Source organism: Starkeya sp. ORNL1, assembly GCF_012971745.1.
In the GTDB taxonomy this organism is placed as follows: Bacteria; Pseudomonadota; Alphaproteobacteria; order Rhizobiales; family Xanthobacteraceae; genus Ancylobacter.
In genome coordinates, this window is record NZ_CP048834.1 from 3,653,120 (window position 1) to 3,675,678 (window position 22,559).

Genomic DNA, 22,559 nt, shown 5'->3' on the forward strand with positions numbered 1-22,559 from the left:
ACGATGGTGGCACGGGCTCCGAGTCGCCAGAAGCCGAAATTGCAGGCAGCACGTGCCGATCGCGTGATCTACACTACCCCGATATGGGGTAGCGTCAGACGTCCAGCGGCTCGGTGCCGGTAATCTCGATGCCGAAACCGGCAAGGCCGACATAGGTGCGGGTCCGCGAAGCGATGAGGCGGATCGAGGAAATGCCGAGGTCCTTCAGGATCTGCGCGCCGAGGCCGACCTCGCGCCAGTTCTCGTCGCGCAGCTTGGCTGAATCGGTCTTGTCGCCGAGCGCGGTGGCCGGCACACCGGAGGTGCCGTCGCGCAGATAGACCAGCACGCCCCGGCCCTCCGCCTTGATACGCTCCAGCGAGCAGCGAATGGCGTTGCCACCGGTGAAGACGTCGCCGATCGGATCGGCGCGATGCAGCCGGACCAGCACGTCGCGCCCGTCGCCGATGCGGCCATGCACCAGAGCGAGATGGTTCACCGGATCGAACGGCGTGACATAGGAAATGGCGTGCATCTCGCCGACCGCGGTCGGGGCGTCGAATTCGGCGGCGCGGGTGACCAGCTTCTCGCGCGCCTGGCGATAGGCGATGAGGTCGGCGACCGAAATGCGCCTGAGGCCATGGGTGCTCGCGAAATCAGCAACCCGCGGCCCGCGCATCACCGTGCCGTCATCATTGACCAGCTCGCAAATGACGCCGACCGGCTCGAGGTTGGCCAGCCGGCAGAGATCAACCGCGGCCTCGGTATGGCCGGAGCGCATCAGCACCCCGCCCTCACGGGCGATCAGCGGGAAGATATGGCCTGGACGGACGAAATCGGCGGCGCCGGCATTCGGATTGGCGAGGCCGCGCACGGTAGCGGTGCGGTCCTCGGCCGAGATGCCGGTGGTGGTGCCGTGGCGATAATCCACCGAGACGGTGAAGGCGGTGGAATGCGGCGCATCATTCTCGGTCACCATCGGCGAGAGCCTGAGGCGCCGCGCGTGCTCGGCGGTGAGCGGGGTGCAGACGATACCGGAGGTGTGGCGCACGATGAAGGCAAGCTTCTCGGGCGTGGCGAACTGCGCGGCGACGATGAGGTCGCCTTCATTCTCGCGGTCGTCATCATCGGTGACGACCAGCATCTCACCCTGCGCGAAAGCCTCGATCGCCGCGTCGATGCGGGAGCGAATGGTGTCGTTCATGGTCTTCACCTTCTGGATTTCGAGGCCCAAGCCCTCAAGCCCGAGGAAGTCGTTAGGGGTGACGGCGCCGTCGGTTGCGGTGGCGATGCGCGCGGCAGCCTCGCGCGATACCCAGGCCGGCTCGTCCTTGCACAGCGCGGTGATGCTGGCCGGCGACAAGCCCGCCGCGCGTGCGAACGCGCTGCGCGTAGTGCCGGTGGAGCGGAGCCAATCCGTAAGCTTCATACGAAGGAGTATAGAAGGGCGCGCCTTCGGCGGCAATGAAGGCGCGAAATGTTTTCAGCAATGCTGAAAATGCCGAGGCGCAATGCCGCCGAAAGACGTCATCCCGGCCGAGCGGAGCGAGAGCCGGGATCGCGTGAAGTCCCGCTCGGCACCTTCCTGCGATCCCGGATCGGCCTGCGGCCGTCCGGGATGACGCCTGGAATTACCTGGAGAACGGCCACGCCACCGGCTCACCGACCTGGCCGCGTTGGCGCAGCAGGTGGTCGGCCAGCACGCAAGCCACCATGGCCTCGCCGACCGGCACGGCGCGGATGCCGACGCACGGGTCGTGGCGCCCCTTGGTGACGATCTCGGCGTCCTCGCCATAGCGCGTCACGGTGCGGCGCGGGTTGAGGATGGAGGAGGTCGGCTTCACCGCGAAGCGCGCCACCACCGGCTGGCCGGTGGAGATGCCACCGAGAATGCCGCCGGCATGATTGGCGAGGAAGATCGGGCGGCCGTCATTGCCCATGCGCATCTCGTCGGCATTGGCTTCGCCGGTCAGCGTCGCGGCCTCGAAGCCCTCGCCGATCTCGACGCCCTTCACCGCATTGATGCTCATCAGTGCTGCGGCGAGATCGGAATCGAGCTTGCCATAGATCGGCGCGCCGAGGCCGGGCGGCACGCCCTCGGCCACCACCTCGATCACCGCGCCGACCGAGGAGCCGGCCTTGCGGATGCCGTCGAGATAGGGCTCCATCTTTGCCGCGGCTTCGGCGTCCGGGCAGAAGAAGGGATTGCGGTCGATCTCGTCCCAGTCCCATTTGCCGCGATCAATGGCGATCTCGCCCATGCGCACCAGCGCGCCGCGCACGGTGACCTCGGGCAGCACCTTGCGGGCGATGGCGCCGGCGGCGACGCGGATCGCGGTCTCGCGCGCCGAGGAACGCCCGCCGCCACGATAGTCGCGAATGCCGTATTTCACGTCATAGGCGTAATCGGCATGGCCGGGGCGATAGCTCGCCGCGATCTCGGAATAATCCTTGGAGCGCTGGTCGACATTCTCGATCAGGAAGGCGATCGGCGTGCCGGTGGTGATGAACAATCCGTCCTCGCCCGGCAGCACGCCGGACAGAATCTTCACCTCGTCCGGCTCGCGGCGCTGGGTGGTGAAGCGCGACTGGCCGGGCCGTCGCTTGTCGAGCGCGCCCTGCATATCCTCCAGCCGGAAGGCGATGTTCGGCGGGCAGCCATCGATGACGCCGCCGATTGCCGGACCGTGGCTTTCGCCGAAGCTGGTAACGCGGAACAAATGGCCGAACGTGTTGTGGGACATGGCGTTCCAGCGGCAAGCAGAGGCGGGATCGCCGCGTTCTAGGCGGGTTGCGGGGAAGCGTCAAACCGCGGGCCACGTTACTCATCATGTATAGGCGGCAATGGCGCGCATCGCCAAACCGCGCAGCCGTGCTAAAGGTGGCGGATATTGAGGCTGCTTGCGACCCTAGATGCCGCTGTTCGAAATCGCCGTCGTCGTCCTGCTCGTTCTCGTGAACGGCGTCCTTGCCATGGCCGAATTATCGGTCGTCTCCTCGCGCCCGGCGCGGCTGCGTGCGCGCGCCGACCAGGGCTCGAAGGGCGCCCGCGCCGCGCTCGGGCTCGCCGCCGATCCCGGGCGGTTCCTCTCCACCGTGCAGATCGGCATCACGCTGATCGGCATCCTCGCCGGCGCCTTCTCCGGCGCCACGCTCGGCGAATCGCTGGGCAACTGGCTGCAGACGCAGGGCCTCTCCCCAAGCGTCGCCCAGGGTGCCGGTTACGTCTTGGTGGTCGCCGCCATCACCTATTTCTCGCTCATCGTCGGTGAACTGATCCCGAAGCGCCTGGCTCTGCAGAGCCCGGAGAAGCTCGCCATCCTGGTAGCGCCGGCGATGGTGGTGCTCTCCCGGATCTCCGCACCCGCGGTATGGGCGCTCGACATCTCGACCCGCCTGGTGCTGCGCCTGCTTGGCGACCCGAACGCCGACCAGGCCAACAACGTCACCGACGAGGAGATCCGCGCCATCGTCGCCGAGGCCGAGACCGCCGGCGTCATCGATCCCGACGAGCGCCGCATGATCGCCGGCGTGATGCGCCTGGCCGACCGGCCGGTGCGCGCGGTGATGACGCCGCGCACCGACGTCGACTGGATCGACCTCACCGACGATCCGGACGACGTCCGCCGTACCATCCGCGAGACCAAGCACACCCGCATGCCGGCCTGTGAGGGCACGCCGGAGGAATCCATCGGCGTCATAGACATACGCGACCTGCTGGAAGCCTATCTCGACGGCGCTACGCCCGACCCCCGCCAGTTCGTCAAGCCGGCCGCAGTGCTGGTGGAGACGGCGGGCGCGCTCGACGCCATGAAGGTGCTGCGCAACGCCGCCTCCCCGCTTGCGCTGGTGGTCGATGAGTACGGCTCGATGGTCGGGGTGCTGACCCCGGCGGACCTGCTCGACGCCATTGCCGGCACGGTGATCCTCAGCGAGGAGGGCCACCCCGGCCCGCATGTGGTGGAGCGCGCCGACGGTTCCTATCTGGTCGCCGGCGCCACGCCGACCGACGAACTCGCCGACCTGCTCGCCATCCGCATTCCGAGCGACGCCGGGTTCCACACCGCAGCCGGCTTCGCGCTCAATGTGCTGAAGTCGCTGCCGCAGGAGGGCACCGCGTTCGAGACCAATGGCTGGCGCTTCGAGGTGGTGGACATGGATGGGCGACGCATCGACAAATTGCTGGTCTCGCGCGCCGTCCCGGCGCGCCGCAGGGCACCGGTCGCCGGGTGACATCCGTCAGCGAATGGCCATCAGCTTGATGGCCGCCGGGCCGAGAATGACGATGAACAGTACCGGCAGGAAGAACAGGATCATCGGCACGGTGAGCTGAGGCGGCAGCGCAGCCGCCTTCTTCTCCGCCGCGCTCATGCGCAGGTCGCGATTCTCCTGCGCCAGCACGCGTAGCGTCTGGCCAAGCGGGGTGCCGTAGCGCTCAGACTGGATCAGCGCGGTGCACACTGCCCTCACCCCTTCGAGGTCAACGCGCTGCGCGAGATTCTCATAGGCTTGCCGGCGATCCGGCAGGAACGACAGCTCGGCAGTCGCCAGCGTCAGTTCCTCGGCGAGATCGACCGACTGCGCGCCGATCTCCTTGCTCACCCGCTGGAAGGCGGTCTCGATCGACATGCCGGATTCGACGCAGATCAGCATCAGGTCCAGCGCATCCGGGAAGGCCCGGCGGATGGAGAATTGCCGGCGCTGGATCTTGTTGGCGAGGAACAGGTCCGGCGCCTTGAGGCCGAGATACGCGGCGAAGATGACGGCGCCGAGCCGCATGATGGCCGGATAATCCGGCGGCGCCAGCACGAAGAGATAGAGCGCCGACACCAGGATCAGCGCGATCGGCACCACCATGCGGAAGAACAGATAGACGACATAGGGGCTCTGCCCCCGATAGCCCGCCTTCATCAAGGTGAGGCGGACATGCTCCTCGCCCAGCCATTTGCGCAGGTTCAGTTGCTCCACTGCCTGCTGCATGTAGGCCTTAGGCGCCTTGCGCAGCTCGATCTTCTCCTGGCCGCGGGCGAGGCGCTCACGCTCCCGGGCGCGGATACGGTCGCGCTCGATGGCGACGGTGCGCATGCGCTTCTCGAGATCATCCGACAGATAGGGCATGGCGAAGGTGAACACCGTCGCCACCGCCGCGATCATGGTGAACAGCGTCGCCATGAACTGGACGTCGTGCAGCTTATCGATGATCGCATCGACCATGGGTGGCGCCTAGACTACTGCGAAGGAGAGCATGATGTTTTCGGCGTCATGCTCAGAAGTCGAAATTGATCATCTTGCGCATCACGAGGATGCCGGTGAACATCCAGAACGCTGATCCTGCGAGCATCAACCGGCCGAGCGGCTCGGTCCACAAGAGCGCGATGTAGGACGGCGTCGAGAGATAGACGAGCAGCATCACCGCGATCGGCAGCGAGCCGATGATGGCGGCGGAAGCCTTGGCCTCCATGCTCATCGCCTGGATCTTCTCCTGCATCTTCCGCCGCTCGCGCAGCACGCGGGAGAGATTGCCGAGCGTCTCGGAAAGATTGCCGCCGGACTTCGCCTGGATCGACACGACGATGGTGAAGAAGCTGGTCTCGGCGAGTGGCACGCGCTCGAACAGCCGGGCGCAGGCATCGGACAGCGGAATGCCGAGCGCCTGGGTCTCGACGATGTGGCGGAATTCGCCGCGCACCGGCTCCTGGGATTCGGAGGCGACGACGCGGATGCAGTCGCCGAGCGGCAGGCCGGATTTCACGCCCCGCACGATGACATCCACCGCATTGGGGAATTCACGCAGGAATTTCTGCTCGCGCCGCTTCTTCAGCCAGTTCAGCAGCCAGCGCGGCAGGCCGAAGCCGGCGACGAAGCCCACACCGAGGGCGAGATAGATCGGCCAGCGGAAGATGACGGCCAGCAGCAGAGCGAGGATGCCGAGCACCACGCTGATGATGAGGAAGCGCTGACGGCTCCAGGTCAGCCCGGCCTGGGTGATGCGCACCTGCAGCGGCGGTCGGCGCGCATTGCGGCGCCGCGCATCGAGCTCCTTCAGCGATTCCTCGACCTGCTGGCGGCGCGTGACAGCAGGATCAGGCGCGCCGCGCTTGGTCCGGCGCACCACGGCGTCGGTCATGGCGACGTCGCGCATGCGCCGCTCGGCCGCCCGCTCCCCGGAGAGCAGCGGGAAGATGAAGACATAGGCGAGGCCGCCGGCAGCGAGCGTGGCGAGCAGCGGAACCCAGAGCCCCTCCATGGCGCTCAGCTCCGTATCGGCTCGGCGAGCTCGGCGGCGTCGAGCGCCTTCGCCAGCCGCACATCCTCGCCATAATATCTGGCGCGGTCCCAGAAGCGCGGCCGGCCGATGCCGGTCGAACGATGACGGCCGAGGATTCGGCCGTGGGCGTCCTCGCCGAGCATCTCGTAGACGAACAGGTCCTGGGTGATGATGACGTCGCCCTCCATCCCCAGCACCTCGGTGATGTGGGTGATGCGGCGCGAGCCGTCGCGCAGGCGCGCCGCCTGCACGATGATGTCGATGGAGGAGACAATCATCTCGCGCAGCGTGCGCGAGGGCAGCGCGAAGCCGCCCATGGTGATCATGGATTCAAGACGCGACATCGCCTCGCGCGGCGAGTTGGCGTGCAACGTGCCCATCGAGCCGTCATGGCCGGTGTTCATCGCCTGCAAGAGGTCGAATGCCTCGGGTCCGCGCACCTCGCCGACGATGATGCGCTCGGGCCGCATGCGCAGGCAGTTTCGCACCAGATCGCGCATCGTCACCTGGCCCTCGCCTTCGAGGTTCGGTGGCCGCGTTTCCAACCGCACCACATGCGGCTGCTGGAGCTGCAATTCCGCGGCGTCCTCGCAGGTGATGACGCGCTCGTCGTCGTCAATATAGCGGGTGAGACAGTTGAGCAGCGTGGTCTTGCCGGAACCGGTGCCGCCGGAGATCAACGTATTGACCCGGCAGCGGCCGATGATCTTCAGCACCTCGGCGCCTTCCGGCGAGATCGAGCCGAAGCGTTCCAGCTGGTCGAGGGTCAGCTTGTCGCGCTTGAACTTGCGGATGGTCAGCGTCGGTCCGTCGATGGAGAGCGGCGGGGCGATGACGTTGACGCGCGAGCCGTCCGGCAGGCGGGCGTCGCAGATCGGGCTCGATTCATCGACGCGGCGACCGATCTGGCTGACGATGCGCTGGCAGATATTGAGCAGCTGCTGATTGTCGCGAAACCGGACATGGCTGCGCTCGATCTTGCCCTGCACCTCGATGTAAACGGTGTCGGCGCCGTTCACCATGATGTCGGCAATGTCGTCGCGCGCCAGCAGCGGCTCGAGCGGACCATAGCCGAGCACGTCGTTGCAGATGTCCTCGAGCAGTTCCTCCTGCTCGGAGATCGACATCACGATGTTCTTGATCGCGATGATCTCGTTGATGATGTCGCGGATTTCCTCGCGCGCGGAAGCCGCGTCGAGCCGGGCCAGCTGGGTGAGGTCGATGGCCTCGATCAGCGCGCCGAAGATCTGGCTCTTGGTCTCGTAGAAACCGTCCGAGCGCCGCGGCGGCGGTGGCGGGGCCGACGCCGAGACATAGGCGGCGGGCGCCGACGCATAGGCTCCCGGTACCGGGGCGGCCGGGTCGCGCGGCGGGGCGACCTGCGGCGTCGCAGTGGGTCTGCTGACCGGTAGGGCCCCTCCGCTCGTGCCTCGCTTGCCGAACATCGCGTCCGCGCCCCTATTTCCTGCGCAGCCGCGCGATCAGCGGCGCGATCATGGAGCCACTGCTGCCGCGCTGGTCGATCCGCCCGGTGACGGAGCGGGCGATGGCGCGGAAGGACTCCACCGCCTTGTGGCCGGCATTCACCTCGGCGATCATCTGGCCATTATTGGCCGCGGTGCCGAACAGCGCCGCCTCGAACGGCAGCACGGCCAGCGGCTCGGCGGCGAGCGCCTTGGCAAAATCGCCGGCGCGGATCTCCGGGCGCTTGGCGAGGCCGACCTGGTTCAGCACATAGCGCGGCGGCTTGTCATTCGGCCGCGCGGTGCGCATCAGGTCCATCAGGTTCTTGGCATTGCGCAGATTGGCGAGGTCGGGCGCGGCGACGATCAGCACCTCGTCGGCGCCAAGCAAAGCGTGGCGCGACCAGGCGTTCCACACATGCGGCACGTCGAGCACGATCATCGGCGCGGCGGCGCGCAGCACGTCGAGCAGCGGATCGAAGGCTTCAGGGGTGAGATCGTAGGTTCGCTCCAGCGTCGCCGGCGCCGCCAGCAAGCTGAGGCGGTCGGCGCATTTCGACAGCAGGCGTTCGACGAAGGCGGCATCGACGCGCTCCGGCGACAGCACGGCGTCGGCGGTGCCCTGCGGGGGATCCTGGTTGAAGTCGAGGCCCGCGGTGCCGAACGGCAGATCGAGATCGGCGATCACCGTCTCCATGTCGAAATGCCGGGCAATGGCGAAAGCGACATTGTGGGCGATGGTGGAGGCGCCGACGCCGCCCTTGGCGCCATACACCGCCAGCGTGCGCCCGAGCGGCTCGGCATCCGGCGTCGCATAGAGGCCCGAAAGCGCGGCGACGATGTCGAGCGGCTCCACCGGCTCGATCAGATAGTCGGAGACGCCGCGGCGGATCAGCTCGCGATAGAGCATGATGTCGTTCTGCCGGCCGATCACCACCACCTTGGTGCCGTGGTCGCAATGCTGGGCGAGCCGTTCGAGCCCGGAGAACAACGCTTCGCGGGTCGCCGGGCTCTCGATCAGGATCACGTTCGGGGTCGAGGCGTGGCGATAGGCTTCCTCGGCAGCGGTGAGCCCGCCCATCTGCAGCTTGAGATTGGCGCGCGCCATGCGGCGGTCGCTGCCCGCCGCCTGCACTGCGCCCGCGATCGCCGGGCTCTCGCAGAAGGCCTGGACCGAGACCCGCGGCAGCGGCGGCACATGGATGGCGAGATTGGTCTCGGCCGCCCGCACGCTGGCGCGCTGCGCCATCTGCTCGGCGGTGGCGGTCGAGTGCGAGGGTGCCATCATGCCGGCCTCACTGCGAACCGACATTGCTGGAATCGACCTTCGCCTGGCCCTCTTCGTACTGGGTCGAAGGGTCCTGGCCCTGGCGGTACTTGTCGAGCACCACCTGCCGTCGCGCCGCCATGGGCGGTGTCTCGGGACGTGGCTGCACCAGGTCCTCGGGATTGGCGACCATGGCAGCGAAGTTCTGCTGGCTGGCACAGCCAAAATTGTAATAGGGCCGGTTCTCGAAGGTGGAGCGGGCCGCGGTCGGCCCGAGATCGTCCGGCCACAGGCCGCATTGGTCGACCCTGGCCTGGACCAGCGCATAAGAGAGCCGGATCGGCGGCAGGTCGCTGGCAATCCCGCCAAGCTGCGCCACCCGCATCTGGATGGTGCTGGCCGGTACGCCATAGGCGGCGAGCACGCTGCGGATCTCCTTGGCGGTCGAGCGCGCCGCAAGCTCGTTCGGGGTGCCGGCCGGCACTTCGATGAACAGCACGCCCGAGCTCTCGCGCCGCCAGGCGGAGGCGAACGCGCCGACCTGCGCCCGCTGCTCCGGCATCAGCCCGCCGCGGCCGGAGCCGACGAAGATGTCGATCGAGCGGTCGCCTTCCACCATGCGGATCGGATGGTTGACGCGGTAGTCGGACGAGATCGAGCCGGTGATGTCGCGATCGGCGAGCTGCGGCGTGCAGGCGCCAGCGAGCAGCGCGGCCAGCACGGGTAATGGGAGAGCGAGGCGGCGGAGGACGGCGGATGCGGTCATGATCTGCCTGCCCTCAATCGATGATGAAGCCATAGCGGCCCTCGAATCTTCTGGGGTCCGCCGTGGTGCCCGGCACGCCATAGATACGATTCAGCCGGCTAAGAAATATTGTGGACGGGTCGGACGGATCGGCGAAGCCATCATCCGGACGGGCGAGCTGGCTGGTAGCCACCGGCTTGGCGAGATAGGGCGTGACCAGGATCACCAGCTCGGTCTCGCCGCGCTGGTAGTCACGGCTCTTGAACAGCGTGCCGAGCACCGGGAGGCTCAGCAGGCCGGGCAGACCGGAGACAGTCTGGCGGGTCTTGTTCTGGATCATGCCGGCCATCGCCATCGAGCCGCCGGAGGGCAGTTCGATGGTCGAGGTGGCGCGCCGTACCGCGAGCGCCGGTGTGCTGTTGGAGATGGTGGTGGTGCCGTTGGTGATGACGCGGGTCGGCGAGATGGTGGGGTCGATCTCGCTGACTTCGGTGGAGACGCGCAGGCTGATGCGACCGGAGGAAAGCACCACGGGGGTGAATTTCAGGTTCACGCCGAACGGCTTGAACTCGGTGCTGCAGGTATAGCCGCCATCGGCTGCCGAACATACCGTATAAGGGAACTCACCACCGGCGAGGAACTCGGCGGATTCGCCGGAGATTGCGGTGAGCGTCGGCTCTGCCAAGGTACGAAAGATGCCGGTCTGCTCCAGCGCCTTGACCGTCGCACCGATCGAGTCACGTGCATTGAGCATCTTCCCGGCATCGCCGCCATAATCCGGCACGGTGATGTTCTTGACGCGGTCGCCGCCGATCACTGAGCCAAGATCGCCGTTCACCGGGAACGGGAAGCCGGTCGCAGCAGTGAACACCATGCCACCGATGTTGAGGTTCTCCGCGTTCCAGTCGACGCCGAGTTGCTTGATGACGGTGCGGTTCACTTCCGCGACCGAGACCTTGAGCAACACCTGCTCCTTGTCGCGGATGGTGAGGCCATTCACCACCTTGTTGGGATCGCCGACCAGCTTGGCGGCGGCATCGACAATGGTCTGCGCCTCGCCGGCATTGGCCACCTGGCCGGACAGCACCACGCTGTCATTGACGACATCGACGCTGACCGAAGCGGTGGGAATGATCTTGGCGAGCGCCGCCTTCATGCCGGTGCCGTCGCGCCCGACCTCGACATCATAGCCGACGATCTGCCGGCCCTCGGCGTCGAAGAAGACGATACTGGTCTGGCCCGGGGCGACGCCGATCAGATAGGCGCGGCGTGCCGAGCGCACGACGGCATTGGCGATGGCGGGATTCGCCACCAGCACGTCCTTGATCTCGCGCGGCAGGTCGATCACTACCGACTTGCCGATGCCGATGGGCAGTACCTTGGAGCGCCCCGGCGTGCCGGCATAGTCGCCATAGGCCGGATCGGCGGCGTGCACCGGCGGCACAATGCCGGCGCAGGCCGATATGGCAAGGAGACCGATGAAAGCCGAACGGCGCCAGGCGCCGAGCGCGCGATCCTTTCGGGAGCGGAGCCGCATGTGTTCCGTCCTCATCGTGTGGTGGCGATGGAAGGCACGCCGTAGCGCACGATGTTGAGGGAATTCGCTTCGCGCTCCGGCGAACCCGGGGCACTGGGCGACGAATCGGCGAGGCTGCGCAGCGCCAGCGAGAGGGTGCCGTTCTCGCTAGCCGAGGCGAGGATCTCCGACTGGCGCGGGCTGAGCTCCAGCGTTGCCGTCGCCTTGCCGGCGACCGAGCGCTGGCCTTCCTTGTCCTCGATCACCTGGCCGATGGCGAGCACCCGCACATTGGTGAGGATGGTCTCGGTGACGAGACCGGTGCCGTTCTTCTGCGATTCCGGATCGGTGCGCGTCAGCATGACGTCGACGCGGTCATTCGGCAGCACGAAGCCGCCGGCGCGCTTTTCCTCCGCCACTTCGGCGGACACCGCGCGCATGCCCTCGGGCAGGATGGCGGACATGAAGCCGGAGCCATCGGCGCGGATCAGCTTCTGCTCGCGGATCGGCTCGCCGCCGGTGAAGGTGCCGCGCGCCACCGCACCGGTGAAGTCCTTGACGGCATCCGGCCGACTGGATTGGCGGATCATCCCGTCGCCGGCCGCGGCGAGCGGCCAGTTCTGCCAGCCAAGATCGTCAGCGACGAGCCTCTGGCCTACCCCGATGTCGCGTTTGGCGACGAGGATATCGACCGTGTCGATGGATTTTGCGACGGGAGCCGGGGTCGGGGCAGGTGCCGGGCGGCCGCGCGACAGCACATAGGCGACGCCTCCGGCGCCTATGGCAATCATCAGCACGACAATGCGCGCGGCTTTCATGAAATGACGGCTCCCACAGCGGTCCAGCGGCCGTTTCGGCCTTGACGCCATTCGAGCAGGCAAACGTCAATTCATGGTTAACGACGAGTATCTATTTCGAAACTAATGGTAATGGAGGGAATGGTCGGCCGCAGATTTTCGAGAATGCTGCGGCCGGTCGCGACTCAGCGGGCTACCACACGCTCCATGCCGACCGGGGCCGGCGCCCCGAGGCCGCCATAGCGAGCGCCGAGCCCGGCGACCACGGTTACGATAGCGATGGCGAGAGCCGCGGCGATCAGGCCATATTCCAGGCCGGTTTCCTGCGTGCGGCGGGCGACGGCGCTCCGGCGCCGATGAGCCATGTGTCTCATCACGAATCCTCTGCTTGCGCTCATCTGTGAATACGTCTGTCTTCAGACAGATCTATTGTGATTTGACGTTAGAGCCGGACGTATTGACCACAGGTTAAAAGCAACGGAGGCGAGAAGCGGGCCGTGTCCTGTGGTTAATGCTTTGCAGCCCGCGTCACAGCGCGAGATGAGCAAGGGCCTTCATCACCGCGCCGTGTGGATAGGTGATGAGCGCGGCCGCGGCGAGCGCAATGCCATACGGTACTCCGGCGCCCGGGGCATGCAGGCGCACGGCCCATTGCTGTTCCTGGAGGGCGATCGGCAGCGCATAGCGCCGCACCGCGAGCAGGGTAAACGTAAGAATTCCGCCGAAGATGCTGGCGAGGATGAGATAGGACATCAGCTGATCGAAGCCGAGCCAGAGTGCGATCGCCGCCACCAGCTTGGCGTCGCCGCCACCGATCCAGCCCGCCGCGAACATCGAGAACGAAACCGCCAACACCACGAACCCAGCCGCGCTGTGGATGCCGATGGCGGTGGCCGGCATGCCCAGCAGCAGGGCGACGACGTAGAAGCCCAGGACCAGCGCGATCGAGAGCTTATTGGAGATGGTCATAGTGAGAAGGTCGCTTGCGGCAGCATAGGCCATGGCGGCGGGAAAAAACCCGAGAACCAGGACTTGGGCGAGCAGCATCTCGAATCTCTCTGTAATTCCAACATGAATAAAAAAGGCCCCGGATCGGGGCCCTTTCTATAGCGCTGCCTATCAGGCCGATCAGTTAACGGCTTCACCATTAACAGCCTTCGCGATCTTGTCGAAGGTGGCATCGAGATTGGTACCGGTGAGCTGCACGGCGGCGACGATGATCACGGCAATGCCCGCGGCGATGAGGCCGTATTCAATGGCGGTCGCGCCGGACTCGTCCTTCGCGAAACGGCTGAAAAGGTTCTTCATTTGGAATTCTCCTGGATCCACTGTTTTGCACTCGACCGTCGTGCGTTCGTTGTGCCGGCGCCCGCTCGGTGATGTGGCGAACCTAGAGAACAGCTCTTTCTTTGAAGTTAAATCGCATCACGCAATCTCCTAAACGACACCGCCGCCAATGTCTGGTTAAAGAATCCTGAAACAAAAGCGTTGAAATTACTTCAATTGTAGCTGCTGCAAATGCTTGGCGCCCGCTCCCCATTCAGCCACCTCTCCCGCTACATGGATCGAGGCCACGCCATATGGTTAACGGCGCGCCTGGCGTTAGCGCGATCTTCACCATTTCCGTGCCGAAATAGCGCTGAAACCATATTGGGACACCCGCCGTGTTGACCATTTCCTCCCGCGATCTTCGCGCGCGGCGGCGCGCCACGCTTGCCGCAGCGCTGCTCCTCATCGCTTCGCCCGCCGCAGCGCAGGATCTTTCCGTTGCCATGAACCAGGCGCGGCTTTTGAAGCTGCCGGACGGCGTCGCCACCCTCGTCATCGGCAATCCCGCCATCGCCGATGCCACGCTCCAGGCGGGTGGCTTGCTGGTGATCACCGGCAAGAGCTTCGGGCGCACCAATCTGATCGCGCTGGATTCCCGCGGCACGGTGCTGATGGAACATGAGGTCGCGGTGGTGCAGCGCGGCAGCGAGATCGTCACTGTCTATCGCGGCCCGACCGGCGGGCGCCAGACTCTCGATTGCGCGCCGGTGTGCGAGCCGACGGTGACGGCGGGCGACGCGCCGGAGGTGTTCGATCCCGCGGTGAAGCAGATCAATGACCGCAACGCGCTGTCCGGGCAGAAATAGCCTGCTGCGCGCCGGCAGCAATGGTTAATGAATTCCTGAGCGGCCCGTTCGGCTTTTCCGCATCGCCCGCAACCGATCATCAAGCCGCCTGGCTTAAACACGATAGCGGAGCCCGGCCGGCGCTCCGACGCGAGACCCCGCGTCCGTCATTTCCCAGACAGGCTGCCACGATGAGATTCGCCTTGCCCGTTCCTTTGCCGCGCACGATCGCGCGGTTCGGGCGCGCATGCGAGGGCGTTACCGCCGTCGAGTTCGCCATGGTGGGGCCGATCTTCTTCGCGCTGCTGTTCGCCATATTCGAGACCGCCTTCACCATGCTCTCGAGCCAGCTCATAGAGACCGCGACGATCGATGCCAGCCGGCTGATCCTCACCGGCCAGGCACAGACGCAGAAGATGAACAAGGACACCTTCAAGACCGCGGTGTGCAACACGCTGCCGTCCTTCATCGACTGTTCCGGCAAGGTCTATGTCGATGTCCAGGTGCTCGACGCCTACGACACCAGCGTGACGACACCGATGAAGGAAGGAAATCTCGACCCTTCCGGATTCAAGTTCGACGCCGGCGGCCCTGACAGCATCGTCATGGTGCGGGTCTATTACAAATGGGCAGGACTGGTCGCCTCGGTGACCAAGAATTTCGGGCTCGATCTCAGCAACCAGGCTGACGGATCCACGCTGGAGACGGCGACCATGGTGTTCAGGAACGAGCCCTATCAATGACCCGCCGCGCTTTGCCAAAGATTTTTAGCCGGCTTCGGCACGATACGCGCGGCGTTGCCGCCGTCGAATTCGCGCTCATCGCCCCGGTGATGGTGGTGCTCTATCTCGGCGGCGTCGAGCTGACGCGGGTGATCGGCGCCGACCGCAAGGTGAGCCTCGCTTCGCGCGTAGCCGCCGACCTTGTGGCGCGCGAGAGCGCCGCGATCAGCGAGACCAAGCTCACCACGGTGTGCAAGGGCACGCTGGCAATGCTCGCGCCATTTCCGACCGGGACGCTGAACATCACCATCTCCAGCATCGTGACCTCCGCCACCGGCAAGTCGACCATCGGCTGGACCCGCGTCTTCTTGAACGGCAATTGCAGCTCCAGCGCCGCCGGTACCGGCCCGCTCGCCGCGGGGTCGGTGGTCTCGCTGCCGACCGGGCTCGCGGTCAATGGTGCCTCGCTGATCTCGGCGAGCGCCAGCTACGACTACACGACGCTGTTCCGCACCGTATTCGACACCGCCACCGTCAATCTCGGCGAGCAGTCCTATATGCGCCCGCGCACGCAGAACACCGTGTGCTATGTGAGCTGCTGAGTTGTACTTTGGCGCATGTTCTTATCGCAAAAGTCTTCTAACTTTTGCGGAACATGCGCTCGAGCATTTCCCGATCAGATGGAATCATCTGATCGAAGAGGAATTGCTCCAGCTTATTGAATCTAGAGCACTTTCTTGTCGTTCGGATGTTTTCATCCGAACGGAAAGGGCTCTAGCGCTCCAGCAGCAGCGTGCCGCCGCTGACCTCGAAGCGGGCGAGGCGGCGCAGGAAGCTCATGCCGAGCAGGTTGACGCCGAGCGCGCCCGGTTCGGTCACCAGCGCATCGACGTCGCTCACCGTGATGGTCCCGACCCGTACCCGCGACAGCCGCACCTTCTTGGCGCGGGCCATGCCGTTGGCCGTGGAGACGCGGGCATCGAAATCGTCGGACGGGCGGATCAGCCCCATCGCACGCGCATCCTCGTAGCGCAGCGCCACAGCGGTCGCCCCGGTATCGACCAGCACATCGACATTGCGGCCATCGATCAAAGCGTCGACCAGGAAATGGCCGCTCGGATCGGCGGCGATGCGGAAGCGGCGACCGGTCCCACCTTCATCATTGTCCAACGCCCCGCGCGGCGACGCGCTCGTGGCAGCGCGCGCCGGCTCGCGGCCAGCGAAATCGAGATACTGTGGGGCGAAATAGGCGATCGCCATCGCCACCGCGGCGAGCAACAGGACAGACCGGAGCATGCCCGGACCTTACCCGCTCGAGGTGAAGGCTTGCTTGCACGAACCGCAGAAAGTTCACCTTGATGCAGCCCTCATTCCGGACGGCCGCAGGCCGATCCGGGATCGCAGGAAGGTGCCGAGCGGGACTTCACGCGATCCCGGCTCTACGCTTCGCTGCGGCCGGGATCACGACCAGTCGAGCGAGGTGAAAGCCTCACGTCCCGCGCGGCTTGGCACGACGTGTCGGCTCGGCGCTTGCCGGATCCTCCGGCCAGGGATGCCTGGGATAGCGGCCGCGCATGTCGGCGCGCACGTCACGCCATGAGCCGCGCCAGAAGGCCGGCAAATCACGCGTCAGCTGGATCGGCCGATGCGCGGGCGAAAGCAGCGCCAGCACCAGCGGCACCCGGCCCGCGGCAATGGCGGGATGGACACCAAGGCCGAACAGTTCCTGCACCCGTACCGCCAAAGTCGGCCCGCCCTCGGCCGCGTAGTCGATCGGCAGGCGCGAACCGGTCGGCACCTCGAAATGGGTCGGCGCCTCCTCCTCGATGCGGCGCGCCAGCTCCCAGGGGAGCAGCGACTGCAGCGCATTGCCGAGCACGCCGGCATCGATGGCGCCAAGGCTGGTGAGGCCGTCGAGCGCCGGCGCCAGCCACTCCTCCGCGGTCTCGACAAGACGCGCCTCGGAAAGGTCCGGCCAGATGTCGGGGGCGCTGGCATGGAGGAAGCGCACGCGGTCGAGCCATTGCGCTTGTGCGGCCGAGAAGGGCAGCCGGGCGATGCCGCGCAGCGCGGCGCCACGGGCGAGCGCGCGGGCGGTCTCCGGTCCCGGCTCGACCGGAGCGGTGCGCTCGCCGAGCACCAGGGCGCCGAGCCGGCGCACATGGCGCGCCCGTACCGCTCCGGCGGCAGGATCGAACGCCGTCTCGACGCCCTCGCTGATGCGGTCGCCGAACTCGGCCTCGATCTCCGGCAGTGTCAGTTCGGCAGCGAGCAGGACGCGTGCCTCCTCGGCGACGCCGGTGAGTTCGGCCACGGCGAGAAAACGGGCACGGGCAAGCGAGGATGAGGGCTCGACCGCGGCGCCGCGGCCATTGGCCAGCACGAAGCGCCGCCCGTCGCCGCGGGCCCGCGCGACGCGGTCCGGGAAGGCGGATGACAGCAGCAAGGCGGGCGACGGTGCCTCGTCCGACGAGGCGCGTACGGCTCGTTCCGCCTCGTCGGCCCACCGCGCGACAAGACGGCGCACCTCTTCGGCGCGGCGGGAGCGGTCGCGGGCGAAGTCGCCGAGCCGGTGCATGAGATCGACGCCATCGCCTCCGAGCCCGCGCTCGGAGACGACGGCCGCGATCTCGGCGGCAAGCCGCCCGGCACCGCGCCTCGCACCCTCCACCACCATGCAGGCAAGGCGCGGCTCCAGCGGCAGGCGGGCCATCAGCCGTCCCGCCTCGGTCGGCCGCCCCTCCGCGTCGAGCGCGCCGAGCGCATGCAGCAAGGCTCGCGCCTCGGCCAAAGCGGCGGTGGGCGGCGGATCGAGGAAAGCGAGGCTCAGTGGGTCGCCAACGCCCCACACCGCGAGGTCGAGCACCAGGCGGGAAAGGTCGGCGGCGAGGATCTCCGGCGTTGCGAAAGCCGGCAGGCTCACCGTCTCCGCCTCGTTCCACAGCCGCCAGCACACGCCCGGCTCGGTGCGCCCGGCGCGGCCCCGGCGCTGGTCGGCAGAGGCACGCGAGACCCGCACCGTCTCCAACCGCGTCAGCCCGACGCCCGGCTCGAAGCGCGGCACGCGGGCAAGGCCGCAATCGACCACGAGGCGCACGCCCTCGATGGTGAGGCTGGTCTCGGCAATGGAGGTGGCGAGCACCACCTTGCGCATGCCCTTCGCTGCGGGAGCGATGGCGCGGTCCTGCTCGCGGGCGTCCAGCGTGCCGTAGAGCGGGGCGATCTCGACCGCCGGATCGCGCACCGCCTCGCGCAGCAGCGTCTCGGTGCGTCGTATCTCGCCGGCGCCGGGCAGGAAGGCGAGGATCGAGCCGCTCTCCTCGCCAAGCGCGCGCAGCACGGCGTTCGCCATCTGCCGATCGATCGGCGCGCGCGGATCGCGGCCGAGATAGCGGGTCTCGACCGGAAAGGCGCGACCCAGGCTCTCGATCACCGGGGCTTCCCCCATCAGGCGCGCGACGCGGGCGCCGTCGAGCGTCGCCGACATCACGAGAAGCCGCAAATCCTCGCGCAGCGCTCCTTGAGCATCGAGGGCAAGCGCAAGGCCGAGATCGGCATCGAGGCCGCGCTCGTGGAACTCGTCGAACAGCACGGCGGCGACCCCGGACAGCTCGGGATCGTCGAGCACCATGCGGGTGAAGATGCCCTCGGTGATGACCTCGATGCGGGTGGCGCGGCCGATCTTCGAGCCGAGGCGGGTGCGATAGCCGACGGTCTGCCCGGCCGCTTCGCCGAGCGTTTTCGCCATGCGCTCGGCCGAGGCGCGGGCGGCGAGCCGGCGCGGCTCCAGCACAAGGATGCGGCGCCCCACGGCCCAAGGCTCGTCCAGCAGCGCCAACGGCACCCGCGTGGTCTTGCCGGCGCCGGGCGGGGCAACGAGGACCGCGGATGAGCGCGCGCGCAAGGTCCCGGTCAGTTCCGGCAGGACGTCGTCGATCGGGAGGGGCGGAAGGTCGGGCAGCGGCATGCGCGAGGCTTAGCGGCCTGTGTGGCCGATGACCAGTCGTCGCGGCAAGGCGCTCTCAAGTCCAGAACCACGTCATCCTGAGGTGCCGCGAAGCGGCCTCGAAGGATACCCATCCCCGACGGCCGTCTTCTGCTTCAGCATCCTTCGAGGCTCGCTGTTGCTCGCACCTCAGGATGACGTGGTTCACTTCAAGTCGAACGTCTTTTCACATCACCGAATCGATGGTGCGGCCGATCTTCTCGACGATTTCGCCGATCTGGCTCTCGGAGATGATGAGCGGCGGGGTCACGGCGATGGTGTCGCCGGTCACGCGGATCATCATGCCCTCGTCGTGGAAGGCGGTCTCCATCGCCTCATAGCCGCGCTTGCCGACGGCGTCGGGGCGCGAGGCCATGTCGAATGCCGCGACCAGGCCCAGCGTGCGGATATCGAGAATCCCCGGCTTGCCCTTCAGCGACATCATGGCATCGGCCCAGGCCGGCTCCAGCGCGCGGGCGCGCTCGAACAGGCCTTCCTGGCGATAGAGGTCGAGCGTCGCCAGGGAGGCGGCGCAGGCCAGCGGATGCGCCGAATAGGTGTAGCCGTGGAAGAACTCGATGACGTGGTCGGGGCCGTTCATGAAGGCGTCATGCACGTGCTTGCGCGCGATCACGCCGCCCATCGGCACCGAACCGGAAGTGACCCCCTTGGCGAAGGTGATCATGTCCGGCACCACGCCGTAGCGCTCGGCGGCGAAGGGATAGCCGAGGCGGCCGAAGCCGGTGATGACTTCGTCGAAGATCAAGAGGATGCCGTACTTGTCGCAGATCTGGCGCAGCCGCTGCAGATAGCCCTTGGGCGGCGGCAGCACGCCGGTGGAGCCGGCCATCGGCTCGACGATCACCGCGGCGATGGTCTGCGGATCGTGCAGCGCGACGATGCTCTCCAGCGCGTCGGCGCGCTCGGCGCCCCATTCCGGCTCGCCCTTGGAGAAGGCCTGCTTCTCGCGGTCATAGGTGTGCGGCAGGTGATCGGTGCCGGGCAGCAGGCCGCCAAAGAAGCGGCGGTTCGGCGAGATGCCGCCGACCGAGATGCCGCCGAAGCCGACCCCGTGATAGCCGCGCTCGCGGCCGATCAGCCGGGTACGGGTGCCGTTGCCGCGCACCGCATGATAGGCGAGCGCCATCTTCAGCGCGGTGTCGCCGGCTTCCGAGCCGGAATTGCAGAAGAACACATGGTCGAGATCGCCCGGCGCCAGCTCGGCGATACGCGAGGCGGCCTTGAAGGCGTTCGGATGGCCGTACTGGAAGGTCGGGGCGAAATCGAGCTCGGCGGCCTGCTTCTGGATCGCCTGCACGATGGGATCGCGGTTGTGGCCGGCATTGGCGCACCACAGGCCGGCGGCGGCGTCCAGCACCGGCCGGCCTTCCGGCGTGTAATAGTGCATGTCCTTGGCGCGCGAGATCATGCGCGGGCGGCGCTTGAAGGCCCGGTTCGCGGTGAACCCCATCCAGAAGGCTTCAAGGTCGTTCGGAGCGGCGGCGGCGGTGACGTCGTGATCATAGGCGAGGGACATCGGGGTCTCCGGTCGGGTACGGCGGTCTCGCGCGGGTCGATAGCGCCGGCGGGCCAATGCACGGCCCGCAACAGCTGCGTTTCTGGTCATGTACAATAAACCAGCAACAACCGCCTCACGAGAAAATGTGATGAAGTGATCGCGTTCGTTTCTGCCCCTTGACGTCGCGTCCGACGTCGGACTTGACGTTCCTGCCCCCGCGCCGCCATCAACTCGCCGCAAGCGTGCTACAGTCACCCAACGTCATCTCCCTTTTCACGCCGTCCGGGCGCGGGAAGGCGCGAAGCAGGATCCGCGAGTGTCGGACAGCGTCGTCATCGAGCCGCTCGGTAACGGGCCGGCGGAATCTCAGCCCCTGCCGCCCGGCGTCACCGCCGAGGTGGTGCGCGAGGCGCTGGCGCGGGTGCTGGAGGCCGACGAACTGCGTCCTTCGCCGCAGCTCTCCAACATATTGCGCTTCGTCGTCGAGGCGACGCTGGACGGCCGGCAGGACGCCATCAAGGGCTACACCATCGCGGTCGAGGCGCTGGGGCGCGATCCGTCCTTCGATCCGCAGGCCGATCCGATCGTGCGCGTCGAGGCAACGCGGCTGCGCCGGGCGCTGGAGCGCTACTACGCCGGCGCCGGCGCGGGTGACGATATCGAGATCATGGTGCCGCGCGGCAGCTACGTGCCGCAGTTCCGCTCGCGCCGCGAGGGTGCCGGCGTTGCGCCGGGTCTGGCGCCGACCCTGACGCCGGGCGCGGATGATATCCCCGCCGACGCGCCCGCCGCCACGCCCGCTGCTGATCGCTGGCGGCCGCGCTGGCCGCTCATTGCGCTGTTCGCGCTGCTCATCCTCGCGGTCGCCGCCGGTGGGGTGATGGAAGCGCTGGATCCGCTCGGCTGGCGGGCATTGATCGCGGCTCCCGAGCCGCACCCGGTGGAGCGCGCCAACCGGCTCGGCATCCCGATGGTCGAGGTGCGCACCTTCGAGGCCACCGGCACCCCGACGCCGGCCAATGCCAGCGGTCCCCCCGAATTCGACCCCCGCGCGCTGGAAGTACGGGTGCGCGACGCCCTCGCCCGCTTCGACCTGGTCGACGTGCTGGCGACCCCGGACGCCCGCCCGGCGCAGGATTGCGGCAACGCCGCGGCTTCCTCCGCCTTCTCGCTCGGCGGGCTGGTCGAGAACCATGAGGACGGCTCGGTCTCGGTGCTGCTGCGGCTTTCCGACGTGTGCGACGGCACCATCGTCTGGTCCCGCGAGTTCGAAAGCCTGAAGCGCGGCGATCCCACCGGCACCGAGGTGGCGCTGGTGCGCGACATCATGTCGGCCATCGCCGAACCCTATGGCATCATCCAGGCGCGGGCCCGCGCCCGCACCGCCGCCGGCGGCGGGGTGAATGCCGCCGGGCCCTATGGCTGCGTGCTGCTGGCCTATGGCTATTGGCGCAGCTATGCCCCGGCCGAACATGCCACCGCCCGCGAATGCCTGGAGCGTGCGCTCGCCGCCGACGACACCTTCGCGCTGGGCCACGCGCTGCTGGCCGAGCTCTATCTCGACGAGATGCGCACCGGCGCACCCGCCGGCGCGCCGACCCCGGCGCTGAACCGGGCGCTGACCGAGGCCGAGCAGGCGGTCGAACTGGCGCCGACCAGCGCCTATGCGCGGCGCGTGCTGATGGATGTGCACTTCTTCCGCGGCGAGCGCGGCCAGGCGATTTCCGCCGGCGACGCGGCGATCGAGCTCAACCCCTATGATGTCGACGTCATCGCCGATGTCGGCGGCCGGCTGATCGCCTTCGGCGACATCGAGCGCGGCGAGGCGCTGCTGGCGAGCGCCCACAGCACGGCGCCCGGCGCACCGCCCTGGGTGGATTATCACCGGGTGATCGCCGCCTATCTGCGCAGCGACGTCGCCGCCGCCTCGGCCGCCGCCGACCATCTGATGGGCGAGGGCTATGCGCCGGGCCTGCTGGCGCGGGCGCTGGCCGGCAAGCTCTCCGGCGAGGACGACGCAGCGCGCGCCGACCTGCGCCGCCTGGTGCTGCTGGCGCCGGCCTGGGGCACCGATACCGACGCGATGATCGCCCGATTCTTCCCCGATCCGACCATCGCCAAGCGGGTGCGCACCGATCTCGCCTCGCTCGGCCTGCCGGCGGAAGCCGCGGCGCGGTAGCTCTC

The 22,559-nt window shown here is 67.4% G+C and carries 20 protein-coding genes; 5 read left to right on the top strand and 15 right to left on the bottom strand.

Annotated elements, in window-relative coordinates:
• Positions 1-94 precede the first annotated feature (94 nt).
• Together ribB and aroC are read right to left on the bottom strand one after the other, a co-directional pair.
• The gene (gene ribB, locus G3545_RS17355) at positions 95-1,408 is read right to left on the bottom strand and encodes a 3,4-dihydroxy-2-butanone-4-phosphate synthase (RefSeq protein WP_170014526.1); all 1,314 of its coding nucleotides are present in this window, start codon (positions 1,406-1,408) and stop codon (positions 95-97) included.
• A 202-nt stretch (positions 1,409-1,610) separates the two neighbouring features.
• Positions 1,611-2,723: a chorismate synthase gene (aroC, locus tag G3545_RS17360; protein WP_170014527.1), complete on the bottom strand. Its 1,113-nt coding sequence runs from the start codon at positions 2,721-2,723 to the stop codon at positions 1,611-1,613.
• Positions 2,724-2,892: 169 nt separating this feature from the next.
• Here aroC and G3545_RS17365 point away from each other — a divergent pair, with 169 nt between their 5' ends.
• Complete coding sequence (locus G3545_RS17365) at positions 2,893-4,212, top strand: hemolysin family protein (protein ID WP_170014528.1); 1,320 nt, start codon at positions 2,893-2,895, stop codon at positions 4,210-4,212.
• A gap of 6 nt (positions 4,213-4,218) precedes the next feature.
• On the opposite strand, the gene G3545_RS17370 is transcribed toward G3545_RS17365, so the two are convergent.
• The 10 genes from G3545_RS17370 to G3545_RS17415 form a co-directional block, all read right to left on the bottom strand.
• Positions 4,219-5,193: a type II secretion system F family protein gene (locus G3545_RS17370; RefSeq protein WP_170014529.1), complete on the bottom strand. Its 975-nt coding sequence runs from the start codon at positions 5,191-5,193 to the stop codon at positions 4,219-4,221.
• Positions 5,194-5,245: 52 nt separating this feature from the next.
• Entirely contained in the window at positions 5,246-6,226 is a 981-nt protein-coding gene (locus G3545_RS17375; RefSeq protein ID WP_170014530.1) for a type II secretion system F family protein, read from the bottom strand.
• A 5-nt stretch (positions 6,227-6,231) separates the two neighbouring features.
• Positions 6,232-7,692: a CpaF family protein gene (locus G3545_RS17380; protein ID WP_170014531.1), complete on the bottom strand. Its 1,461-nt coding sequence runs from the start codon at positions 7,690-7,692 to the stop codon at positions 6,232-6,234.
• A 13-nt stretch (positions 7,693-7,705) separates the two neighbouring features.
• The gene (locus G3545_RS17385) at positions 7,706-8,959 is read right to left on the bottom strand and encodes an AAA family ATPase (protein WP_246702909.1); all 1,254 of its coding nucleotides are present in this window, start codon (positions 8,957-8,959) and stop codon (positions 7,706-7,708) included.
• Positions 8,960-9,005: 46 nt separating this feature from the next.
• Positions 9,006-9,743, bottom strand: a complete 738-nt coding sequence (locus G3545_RS17390; protein WP_170014532.1) for a CpaD family pilus assembly protein — start codon at positions 9,741-9,743, stop codon at positions 9,006-9,008.
• 13 nt (positions 9,744-9,756) lie between these two features.
• The gene (locus G3545_RS17395) at positions 9,757-11,259 is read right to left on the bottom strand and encodes a type II and III secretion system protein family protein (RefSeq protein WP_170014533.1); all 1,503 of its coding nucleotides are present in this window, start codon (positions 11,257-11,259) and stop codon (positions 9,757-9,759) included.
• A gap of 11 nt (positions 11,260-11,270) precedes the next feature.
• On the bottom strand, positions 11,271-12,056 hold the full coding sequence (cpaB, locus tag G3545_RS17400; protein WP_170014534.1) for a Flp pilus assembly protein CpaB: 786 nt from the start codon (positions 12,054-12,056) through the stop codon (positions 11,271-11,273).
• A 164-nt stretch (positions 12,057-12,220) separates the two neighbouring features.
• Positions 12,221-12,400 (bottom strand): hypothetical protein, encoded by a 180-nt coding sequence (locus G3545_RS17405; protein ID WP_246702455.1) that lies wholly within the window; start codon positions 12,398-12,400, stop codon positions 12,221-12,223.
• 163 nt (positions 12,401-12,563) lie between these two features.
• Positions 12,564-13,082, bottom strand: a complete 519-nt coding sequence (locus G3545_RS17410) for a prepilin peptidase (RefSeq protein WP_170014536.1) — start codon at positions 13,080-13,082, stop codon at positions 12,564-12,566.
• A gap of 81 nt (positions 13,083-13,163) precedes the next feature.
• Complete coding sequence (locus G3545_RS17415) at positions 13,164-13,343, bottom strand: Flp family type IVb pilin (RefSeq protein ID WP_170014537.1); 180 nt, start codon at positions 13,341-13,343, stop codon at positions 13,164-13,166.
• Positions 13,344-13,699: 356 nt separating this feature from the next.
• On the opposite strand from G3545_RS17415, the gene G3545_RS17420 reads away from it, so the two are divergent.
• The 3 genes from G3545_RS17420 (at position 13,700) to G3545_RS17430 (ending at position 15,473) form a co-directional block, all read left to right on the top strand.
• On the top strand, positions 13,700-14,170 hold the full coding sequence (locus G3545_RS17420; RefSeq protein ID WP_170014538.1) for a pilus assembly protein N-terminal domain-containing protein: 471 nt from the start codon (positions 13,700-13,702) through the stop codon (positions 14,168-14,170).
• A gap of 182 nt (positions 14,171-14,352) precedes the next feature.
• The gene (locus tag G3545_RS17425) at positions 14,353-14,892 is read left to right on the top strand and encodes a TadE/TadG family type IV pilus assembly protein (protein WP_246702456.1); all 540 of its coding nucleotides are present in this window, start codon (positions 14,353-14,355) and stop codon (positions 14,890-14,892) included.
• Positions 14,889-15,473 (top strand): TadE/TadG family type IV pilus assembly protein, encoded by a 585-nt coding sequence (locus tag G3545_RS17430; RefSeq protein ID WP_170014540.1) that lies wholly within the window; start codon positions 14,889-14,891, stop codon positions 15,471-15,473. Before G3545_RS17425 ends, G3545_RS17430 begins: the two co-directional genes overlap by 4 nt.
• 172 nt (positions 15,474-15,645) lie before the next feature.
• On the opposite strand, the gene G3545_RS17435 is transcribed toward G3545_RS17430, so the two are convergent.
• The 3 genes from G3545_RS17435 to G3545_RS17445 form a co-directional block, all read right to left on the bottom strand.
• Entirely contained in the window at positions 15,646-16,167 is a 522-nt protein-coding gene (locus G3545_RS17435) for a TIGR02281 family clan AA aspartic protease (RefSeq protein WP_170014541.1), read from the bottom strand.
• 193 nt (positions 16,168-16,360) lie between these two features.
• On the bottom strand, positions 16,361-18,838 hold the full coding sequence (gene hrpB, locus G3545_RS17440; protein WP_170014542.1) for an ATP-dependent helicase HrpB: 2,478 nt from the start codon (positions 18,836-18,838) through the stop codon (positions 16,361-16,363).
• Positions 18,839-19,043: 205 nt separating this feature from the next.
• Positions 19,044-20,393 carry an aspartate aminotransferase family protein gene (locus G3545_RS17445; protein WP_170014543.1) on the bottom strand — a complete coding sequence of 450 codons (1,350 nt, stop codon included), beginning with the start codon at positions 20,391-20,393 and terminating at the stop codon, positions 19,044-19,046.
• Positions 20,394-20,691: 298 nt separating this feature from the next.
• Here G3545_RS17445 and G3545_RS17450 point away from each other — a divergent pair, with 298 nt between their 5' ends.
• Positions 20,692-22,554, top strand: a complete 1,863-nt coding sequence (locus G3545_RS17450) for a tetratricopeptide repeat protein (RefSeq protein WP_246702457.1) — start codon at positions 20,692-20,694, stop codon at positions 22,552-22,554.
• The last annotated feature ends 5 nt before the right edge of the window (positions 22,555-22,559 follow it).